This window comes from uncultured Abyssibacter sp. (genome assembly GCF_964000955.1).
In the GTDB taxonomy this organism is placed as follows: domain Bacteria; phylum Pseudomonadota; class Gammaproteobacteria; order Nevskiales; family OUC007; genus Abyssibacter.
In genome coordinates, this window is sequence record NZ_CAXFCL010000104.1 from 1 (window position 1) to 8,969 (window position 8,969).

An 8,969-nucleotide genomic window follows, 5' to 3' on the forward strand; every position below is an offset into this window, starting at 1 on the left:
ACACCGAGTGCCGCCATCGTCGCGAACGTGGGTCGGTTCACCGAACATCTTCACCCACCCTCCCACGGCCATCAACGCCCCTTTTGGGGGCATGGGTGGATGCGCGGTGATCCGTGGAAACCCGCGGCGTGCGGGGCGATGGACGCGTGCTGGTGCTCAAGACGCTCGCTTGTCGAATCCCTGCCCAGGGGGCAGACTCAAGGCGTCTCAAGGATAGGGCACGTTCGGTCGCCCACGCTGGCGACTTGACGGTCTACACCGACTCAAGGAGCAGAGCATGAGCAAGACGATGATCGTCGCTGCCGCGGCAGCGATGGTGGGCCTGTCCGGGCTTGCCGTGGCCGGACCCGCGAAACCCGATCGCCAGCAGGTGATTGATCACTGGACGTCCGCCCGCCGGGCTGCGGCGATTCCACGTGATTTCTATCTCGACAAGCAGGGCCAGGCCTTCACCCGCGGTGCCAGCGGACAGCTTGTGGCCTATGGCAACCGACCAGCGAAGCAGTTGCGTGGTGATGCGCCGACACCGCAAGCCAAACCCGGTGGCGGCGGCAGCGATTCCACGCCGCCCAGCATCAGCGGGATGATGCCGGCCGATGGTGCGACGATTGGCAGCGCGGCAACGTTCTCGGCCGTCGTCACCGACGCCAGCGGCATCCGCAGCGTGAGCTTCGTGGTGACCTACCCGAACGGCACCCAGACGCAGAGCTTCTCGCCGTCCTATATCGGCGACGACACCTATTCCATTGATTTGTCCGGCTTCACCGACGGGCAATGGAGCTGGGAGGTCGTTGCGAAGGATTCGTCACGGGGTGGCGGTAACACCGCGACCTCCCCGGCGGCCGATTTCACCGTCGATACCGGAGGCGGGAATCCGGATCCGGGCGGTGATGTGGTCGTGAACTCGCCGTGGACCGGTGGTGGGACCGTGCAGACGGCAGCCGGGCGCATCTACTTCGAGATGCCGGCCAATTCCCGGCGCAGGCGTTGGGCGGGCTATGTCTGTTCCGGCACCGTCGCCACCGATGCCACCTCGGGCCGCTCGGTCATCCTCACCGCCGCCCATTGCGTCTATGACGATTCCGCCAAGGCGTTCGCGCGCAACGTGCTGTTCATTCCGAACCAGGATGGCACCAGCGGCTCGGGTACCGACACCGATTGCAGCAACGACCCGCTGGGTTGCTGGGTAACATCGTTCGGCGTGGTCGACGTGAACTGGACCACCCGGACCTTCCCGGACAACATCCCGTGGGATTACGCGTTCTACGTGGTCGCCGACAGCGGGGCGCATTCGGGCACCTCCGCCGGTACCGACGTGCTGGAAGACGCGACGGGCACGCTGCCGATCAGCTTCGCCACGCCGTACTTCGATGACGGTGACCCGTCGCCCGACAGCATCGACTACACCCATGCGCTGGGCTACTCGTATTCCGACGACCCCAACTTCATGTACTGCGCCGAGGACATGACCACCGAGGGTTCGGACAACTGGTGGCTGCCGAGTTGCGGCCTTTCGGGCGGGTCCAGTGGTGGTCCGTGGATGCAGCCCGTCGACGACGGCAACGGCACGCTGGTCTCGGTCAACTCCTGGGGCTACACGGACTCGCCGGGGATGGCTGGGCCGATGCTCTCGGGCACGTCCGCCGAGTGTCTGTTCACCGAGGCCAAGGGCCTGGCGTTCTCGGCGATCCCTTCGACCGACGGAGACGAAGGCGCCGCGATCAGCTGTCCGTAGCGGCTTCCGTCTGGGCATGTGAAAAGGGCCGCCCCGTGCGGCCCTTTTCTTTGCATCCGGTATTGAAGGCCTTTGTCAGGTTCCCGCGGCGCGGCGTGAGCGCCGATGCAGCCATTTCACGAACTCGCCGACGCCGACCAGCGTGATGGCCAGGCCCAGCAGTTCCAGCCAGTCACCCAGCGAGATCGGCGCGATGCCGAGCACACCGCTCAGCCCCGGTGTGTACATCGCGCCGATGTGAATCGCCTGTGCGCCGACCACGGCGGCGATCAGCAGCCGGTTGCTGAACAACGGCGTGCGAAACACCGACCGGGTTTCCGAACGGCTGTTCAGCACATGCACGTTGCCGAACAGCACCATGAGCATCAGCACCAGATTGCGCATCGCCTCCTCGCCGACCCCGGCGATGTCCAGTGACCAGGTCAGGCCGAAGGCGACCAGACCCATCCACAGGCCGTTGACGATGATGTCCGTCATCAGGTGCCGTTCGAACACCGGCTCGCGTGGCGAACGGGCGTGGCTGGACAGCTCGTCGCCTTCCGCCGGCTCGAAGGCCAGGGCGACATCCTGCACGCCGTTGGCGACCAGGTTCAGCCACAGCAGCTGCACCGCGGTCAGCGGCATCGGCAGCCCCAGCAACGCGGACAGGAAGAACAGCAGGATCGCCGAGGCGCCGGTGGCCAGCAGCAGCGCGATGACCTTGCGGATGTTGTTGTAGACGATGCGCCCCTGCTCGATGCCGCGGACGATGGAGGCGAAGTTGTCGTCGGTCAGGATCAGGTCGGCGGTTTCGCGGGCGACATCGGTGCCGCGCAGCCCCATGGCGATGCCGACGTTGGCGTGGCGCAGCGCTGGTGCGTCGTTGACGCCGTCGCCGGTCACCGCGACGAAGTGGCCGTCGTCGATCAGGCACTGGACGATCTGGCGTTTCTGGTCCGGTTCGATGCGGGCGAACACGTGGCAGTCGCGCACCAGTGCCGGCACGGCCTCTGGTGCCGCCTCGCGCAGCATGCTGCCGGTCACCACGGGATCGCCCCGATGGATCAGCCCCAGTTCCAGGCTGATCGCCCGTGCGGTTTCCGGATGGTCGCCGGTGATCATCGCGACCTCGATGCCGGCCTGCTTGCAGCGGACGACCGCGTCGCGGGCCTCCGGGCGCAGCGGATCGATCATCGCCGCCAGGCCCAGAAACACCAGGCCGCTGGGAGCGTCGGGAATCTCCAGCGTGCCGGGCTGCGGCAGGCTGGCCAGCGCCAGCACGCGGTAGCCCTCGCGCGCCAGCTCCATCGCCTGCGCCTCGATCCGCGCATGGTCGAAAGGCACGAGTTCGCCGCCGACTCGCATGTGCGACGAGAACAGCGCGACGCGTTCCAGGCTGCCCTTGACGTGCAGCAGCCGGCCTTCGGGGTGGTGATGCAGGCTCCCGCTCCAGGCGCGTTCGGACTCGTAGGGCATCAGGTCGTCGCGCGGGTTGTCCGAGCGCAGCCGGTCCGGGTCCAGGCCGGCCTTGTGGCACAGCACCAGGAACGCGGCATCGACGGCGTCGCCGCTGTAGCGCCAGCCCTCGGTGCCGTGGATCAGCGCGGCCTCGTTCGCCAGCGCGCCGGTCGTGCATAGCGCCGACAGATGGTGCCGGTCGCCGTCGCCGGCGACCTCGCCCTCCGGCGTCATGCCCTGGCCGGCCACGTCGAAGCGGCTGCCGTCCGGCAGCACGATGCGCTTGATGGTCAACTCGTTAACCGTCAGCGTGCCGGTCTTGTCCGAGCAGATGTAGGTGCAGGACCCGAGCGCCTCCACCGCGACCAGCTTGCGGATGATCACGTGGGCCCGCGCCATGCGCTGCATGCCGATGGCCAGCGCCACGGTCACCGCCGCGGGCAGGCCCTCGGGAATCGCCGAAACCGCCAGGCCCACGGCCATCAGCACCATGTCCTCGGTGCCGTAATGCCCGCCCAGGAACATCACGCCGAACAGCAGGGCGATGGCGCCCAGAATCGCCAGCGCGACCGTGCGCGTGAAGGCCTGCATGCGGCGCACCAGCGGCGGCTCGGCCACGGCGCGCTCGGTGACCTCGCTGGCGATCTCGCCGATCCGCGTCTTGAGGCCGGTGGCGACGACGGTGCCCGAGGCCCGGCCGTGGGTGACCATCGTGCCGGCGAACAGGTGATCGCGAATCTCCGCCAACGGGGTCGATGCGTCGGAATGCTCCGCCGGGTTCTTGGCGACGGCGTTGGATTCGCCGGTCAGCGAGGATTCGTCGACCAGCAGGTTCTGAGCGCGCAGCAGGCGCAGGTCCGCGGGCACCTTGTCGCCGCTGCCGAGCTGCACCAGATCGCCCGGTACGATCTCGCCGACGGGGACCGTGACCTGCTGGCCGTCGCGGACCACGGTCACCGTGCCCGTGACCATCTTGCGCAGTGCCACCGCGGCCCGTTGCGCCGAGAATTCCTGCACCGTGCCGATGCCGGCATTGAGCAACAGCACGGCGACGATGAACACGCCGTTGGAAATCTGCCCCAGTGCCAGCGAGGCCGCGGCGGCGACAATCAGGATGTAGATGAACGGGCTGAGGAACTGCCGGCCGAAGACCACGGCCAGCGTGGCCTGTGGTGGTTCGGGCAGGGCGTTGGGGCCGAACTCGGTGAGTCGCGCCCGCGCCTGTTCACGGGTCAGTCCGGTTTCCGCAACCGGGCTCGAGGCGTCGTCGGTCATGGGGCACCCATTGCTTCAGCCGGAGGCGCGAGTGTTGAAAGTCACCTGGAAACGATCCGACCGGGGCATTGGATAATGCAAGAATCGCAACATGGTATCGACTCTGTCATCACCTGTGACGAGGGCGTTTCGGGCCGGTCGTGGCTTTCATGAATCCTTGCCTCCACATTGTCGGGGAGAGCGATAACCTGGCCGCGGATGCCTTCCTGATGCCGTCGCGCTACGAGCCCTGCGGACTCACGCAGATGTACGCGCTGCGCTACGGCACCGTGCCCGTCGTCCATGCCACGGGCGGGCTGGCGGATACGGTCATCGATGCCTCGCCGCAGGCCCAGGCCGCCGGCGCCGCCAACGGCGTGCGTTTCGACCATGCGGATGTGGGCGGTGTGGATTACGGCCTGTCGCGAGTGCTGGCGCTTTATCGCGCCCGGCGGAGCTGGCGGGCGTTGCAGCGCAACGGCATGGCGGCGGACTTTTCCTGGGATCGCTCGGCGCGCCAGTACCGGGCGATCTACAAGGCGGCCATGGCAGGATAGAGCCATGGACCAGCCCAACGGTGACGCACAGGCAGACCTGATTCACGCCCTCGCGGACCCGGCCGCCTACCCGCATCCGGCGGATTCGGTGCAGCACATCGAGACGCACATCTCCCACGTGTTTCTCGCCGGCGACTACGCCTACAAGCTCAAGAAACCGCTGCGTTTCGCGTTCGTCGACTACACCACGCTGGAGCGCCGCCGACAGATGTGCGAGCGCGAATACGCGCTCAACAGCCGCGCGGCCCCGGAGCTTTATCTCGGCGTGGAGCCCATCACCCGGAATGCCGACGGCCGAATCGTCATCGGTGGCGACGGTGAGCCGCTGGAATGGGCCGTGGCGATGCGCCGCTTCGGCGGCGACACCCTGCTCAGCGAAATGGCCGCGGCCGGACCATTGGACGCCAACGTCATCGAATCCCTGGCCGCCGGCGTGGCGACATTTCACGATGCCGCGCCACCCGCCGACCCGACCGGATCACATGGCGGCGGCGCCCGCGTCACCGGCGAGGAACTGCACAGCAGCCTGGACGATCTGGACGCCAGCCCGCTGTTCGACGCCGCGCGTTTGCAAGCCCTGCGCAAGGTGCTGGATGCCGCGCTGACCGAGCACGCGGGCCTGCTTGATGCCCGACTGCATGATGGCGCCGTGCGCCATGTTCACGGCGACCTGCACCTGCGCAACGCCTGCTGGATCGACGGCCGCGCCGTGCTGTTCGACGGCATCGAATTCAACGACCGGCTCGCGGTCATCGACACCCTGTTCGATCTCGCCTTCCTGCTGATGGACCTGATCGCCCGCGACCGGGCGGACCTCGCGAACGTCGCGCTCAACCGCTACCTGGCCGCTCGCTGGGACATCGCGGGCTTGCCGCTGCTACCGCTGTACCTGTCCACCCGGGCGCTGATCCGCGCCAAGGTCGCCGCCGCGCGCCACGCCCAGGGCGACACCGCCGCGGGCGCCGAAGCCGAGGATTACCTCGCCCTGGCCGAACGCCTGATGCAGCCGGCGCCCGGCGTCGTCGTCGCGATTGGCGGGCTCTCCGGCACCGGCAAATCCACTGTCGCAAGAGCCATCGCCCCAACCCTGGGCCGAGCCCCCGGTGGCGTGTGGCTGCGCAGTGATGTGCTGCGCAAGCAACTCGCCGGCGTCGACATCTACGACCACCTTTCCGCCGACCACTACACTCCGGAGTGGAGCACCCGCGTCTACGACGAAATCCACGACCGCACGCGAGCCGTCGCCAGCGTCGGCCAGGCTGTCATCGCCGACGCCGTCTACGCCCGCCCGCATGAACGCGCCGCCATCGCGGCGGCGGCCGCAGACGCCGGCATGCGCTTCATCGGCATCTGGCTGGACGCGCCGCTGGAGGTTCGCGAGGCCCGTGTCGGCAGTCGTGGAAAGGATGCGTCGGATGCCGATGCCGCCGTGGCGCGGCGCCAGGCGGACTATGCGCTGGGGGAGATGGAGTGGTGCGTGGTTGATGCATCAGGATCGTCGGACGAGACCATCAACTTGGTCAGGGCCGTTCTCGACGAGAGCTGATCCAGTGTGAGGCAACGGTTGTCTAGGACGCGCTCAGCCTCTGCGCCATCTCCGTCATGACGATACGCACGATCACGTTCAGCACCCGCAGGTCACTTGCCCGCTGAAGACCTGAGCTTTGCGCCGCCACTTCGTCCACCAGTGATGGAGCCGCGGCCATGGCCTTGTCGATGATCGAGTTCAGGGTTCGTTCCGCCGTGTTCCTGGAGAGGCCCAGCCGGGCGCCAGCGGCGATCACGTCTTCCCGAGTGATCTGGTCGAACCGCGTCTTGTCCATGATGCTCAAGGCGAGGCCGGTCGCGGGCCAGCGTGCGTTGTCACCGGCAAGCGCTAGTGTGTCGTAGGCGCTGGTCGACAGCAGATCGTAGGCCGGTGCCAGATCAACCCCCGCCGGTCCGGCCAGAAAGGACAGGTTCTTCAGGTGGTTGTCCCCGTTGCCGACCAGCAGGTTGAAGCAGAGCCAGCGGTAGATCTCCAGCCGGGCGGCGGCGCGGGCCCGGGTTCGGCCGATGAGGTCGGATAGTGAATCCAGATTCGCCGAACTGTATTTGAATGTTCGGGACTTGTTCAGAAGCTGGCAGGCATCGATGGCGTGCAGGCGATTCTGCCCGTCGCGATCAAACCGCTTGATCAGATAAACCGGCTCCGGAACATGCAGCAGAAACACCTCTGGCACGGCGAGCCCCGCCCGGTTCGCCAGCCGCATGGTGAAGTACTCGTTGGCCACGCTTCCGGGGTAGTCGGCGCCAGGATGCTGGGGCTTGAGAATGTGCGTGGACACCGTTCCCTGCGACGCCGGCTCGTAGAGCGTTGTGCCGTCGAAGACCACCAGCAGCTTGTGCTGGGCGCCGGCCACCGACATCTTCTTCAGTGAGCCACGACTGATCGGAATATCCGGCAGGCGGCGGATGCGCTCGCTGAGTTCATCGAACGGCAAAGGCCGAAGATCGTGCTGCTGATCCGGGGGCGTGCCATCGGGCAGCAGCGTCAGCGCACCAGCAGATTCCGCGCCGTAATGCTCCAGCAGGCCGAACGCGTCGTCCGTCGAGCGCGAGGCCTCTTTCGCCAGCACCGTTCGCATCTGCTCTTCCGGCAGCAGATTGTCGAAAAACCACTGGACCGGACGCTGCGTGCTGCCATCACGGTGCAGGCCAACATTGCGAGGGAGCGCCGGTGACAGGTCGAAGGCGCCCCGCGCCGACATCCAGGTCGGCGCATACTCGAACTCCCAGATATCGTCCTGCTCGCGCAGCGTGCCGACATGCTCCGCATTCACGAAAGCCTGCAAGACACGCACGACTTATCGTTCCTGATTGGGGGGCGTCGATTCCTCGCCCAGAGGTTTGTCATCCAATCTGGACACCGCTTCATCGGGGACATCCGCCACCAGTCGAATACCCAGCTCATCCAGCAACGCCATCACCAGCCCAATCTGCGCCGTCGGCTTGCCGCGTTCCACATCGCGAACAAACACGTGGCTCATGCCTGGGATGTCGTCCATGCGCACGCGCTGCGTCTTGCGCACCGCTCGGATCAGTTCGCCCAGTTCAGTCGGATTCGTGATCGGGATGTTCATGATGCGAAAAAATCGAAATGTTGGTTTCGATAATATGGCGCGCTAGCAGCTGCGTCAATAAAATCGAAATGGTTATTTCGATTAACTTCTAGAGCGTGGCCGACAACACATGAAGTGAAGCAAGCGTATCGATTGTGATGGGTTTGCCGACACCTGTCTGCTGGCTACTACATGCCGGAATTCACGGGGTCTAGTTCGCTGGAAGTCGGCTTTGGTTCAGCGCACGAAACTTACCAAACGTTCTACTTTGTGCGGGAGCCATGAAGCAGTCATTTGTGACGAGCAGCGGTCGGGTCACGATCCCCGAGGAAGTACGGCAGCAACTGGGTATCCGGCCGGGATCAGGGGTGACCTTCAAGGTTGTTGGTGATCAAGCTTAGATTAGACGGGTGAGCACGCCAGCCGATGAGTTGGCCAGCGGATTAGGGTTGGTCAAATCGAAAAGACGGGCGGTACCCAGTAAACTCGATCCGGCTCAGCTCGCATGGTGAATCGCAGACTGGGAACTCTCCATGCTGGCTTTCAGCAACCAGCTGACAGGACAGGTTTTTCCGTGCGAGCTACGAAAACTGAGCGTTGCTGAAGGGTAGCAAGCGGCCAGTAGCTAACCTTCCGGGTTCATGCCTATCAATCAGGCCAAACGACGTTTGCGGAAATTCGGAAGTCGGAATTCCAACGCATCATCCAGCGACAGTTTATGAAATGCCCTAGGGAGGCATCAGAAACTTCAACGTACGTGAAGAACGGAGATGTAGCTTATGGTCCAGGTCGACGACGCTGCGGCAAACCTCTGTTCATGTTCATAAAATTTCCATCCACGGCAGAATTCCGGCCAAGTCACACCAACTTCCTCGAAGCAGCTAA

Annotated in this window: 6 protein-coding genes; 3 read left to right on the top strand and 3 right to left on the bottom strand. The window is 65.4% G+C overall.

From position 1 onward, the window contains the following. The first annotated feature begins 277 nt into the window (after positions 1 to 277). On the top strand, positions 278 to 1,735 hold the full coding sequence (locus ABNS06_RS04815) for a hypothetical protein (RefSeq protein ID WP_348672907.1): 1,458 nt from the start codon (positions 278 to 280) through the stop codon (positions 1,733 to 1,735). A 75-nt stretch (positions 1,736 to 1,810) separates the two neighbouring features. Here ABNS06_RS04815 and ABNS06_RS04820 read toward each other — a convergent pair whose 3' ends face one another. Further along, a complete protein-coding gene (locus ABNS06_RS04820; RefSeq protein WP_348672909.1) occupies positions 1,811 to 4,447 on the bottom strand; it encodes an HAD-IC family P-type ATPase in 2,637 nt (878 codons plus the stop codon). 149 nt (positions 4,448 to 4,596) lie between these two features. Between ABNS06_RS04820 and ABNS06_RS04825 the strand changes: the two genes are divergently transcribed. Together ABNS06_RS04825 and ABNS06_RS04830 are read left to right on the top strand one after the other, a co-directional pair. After that, positions 4,597 to 4,983 carry a glycosyltransferase gene (locus ABNS06_RS04825; protein WP_348672910.1) on the top strand — a complete coding sequence of 129 codons (387 nt, stop codon included), beginning with the start codon at positions 4,597 to 4,599 and terminating at the stop codon, positions 4,981 to 4,983. A gap of 4 nt (positions 4,984 to 4,987) precedes the next feature. Then, the gene (locus tag ABNS06_RS04830; protein ID WP_348672911.1) at positions 4,988 to 6,529 is read left to right on the top strand and encodes an AAA family ATPase; all 1,542 of its coding nucleotides are present in this window, start codon (positions 4,988 to 4,990) and stop codon (positions 6,527 to 6,529) included. A gap of 22 nt (positions 6,530 to 6,551) precedes the next feature. Here the strand turns inward: ABNS06_RS04830 and ABNS06_RS04835 are convergent, their stop codons facing one another. Both ABNS06_RS04835 and ABNS06_RS04840 read right to left on the bottom strand, forming a co-directional pair. Further along, a complete protein-coding gene (locus tag ABNS06_RS04835) occupies positions 6,552 to 7,826 on the bottom strand; it encodes a HipA domain-containing protein (protein WP_348672913.1) in 1,275 nt (424 codons plus the stop codon). 3 nt (positions 7,827 to 7,829) lie between these two features. Next, entirely contained in the window at positions 7,830 to 8,105 is a 276-nt protein-coding gene (locus tag ABNS06_RS04840; protein WP_348672915.1) for a hypothetical protein, read from the bottom strand. Positions 8,106 to 8,969: the final 864 nt, after the last annotated feature.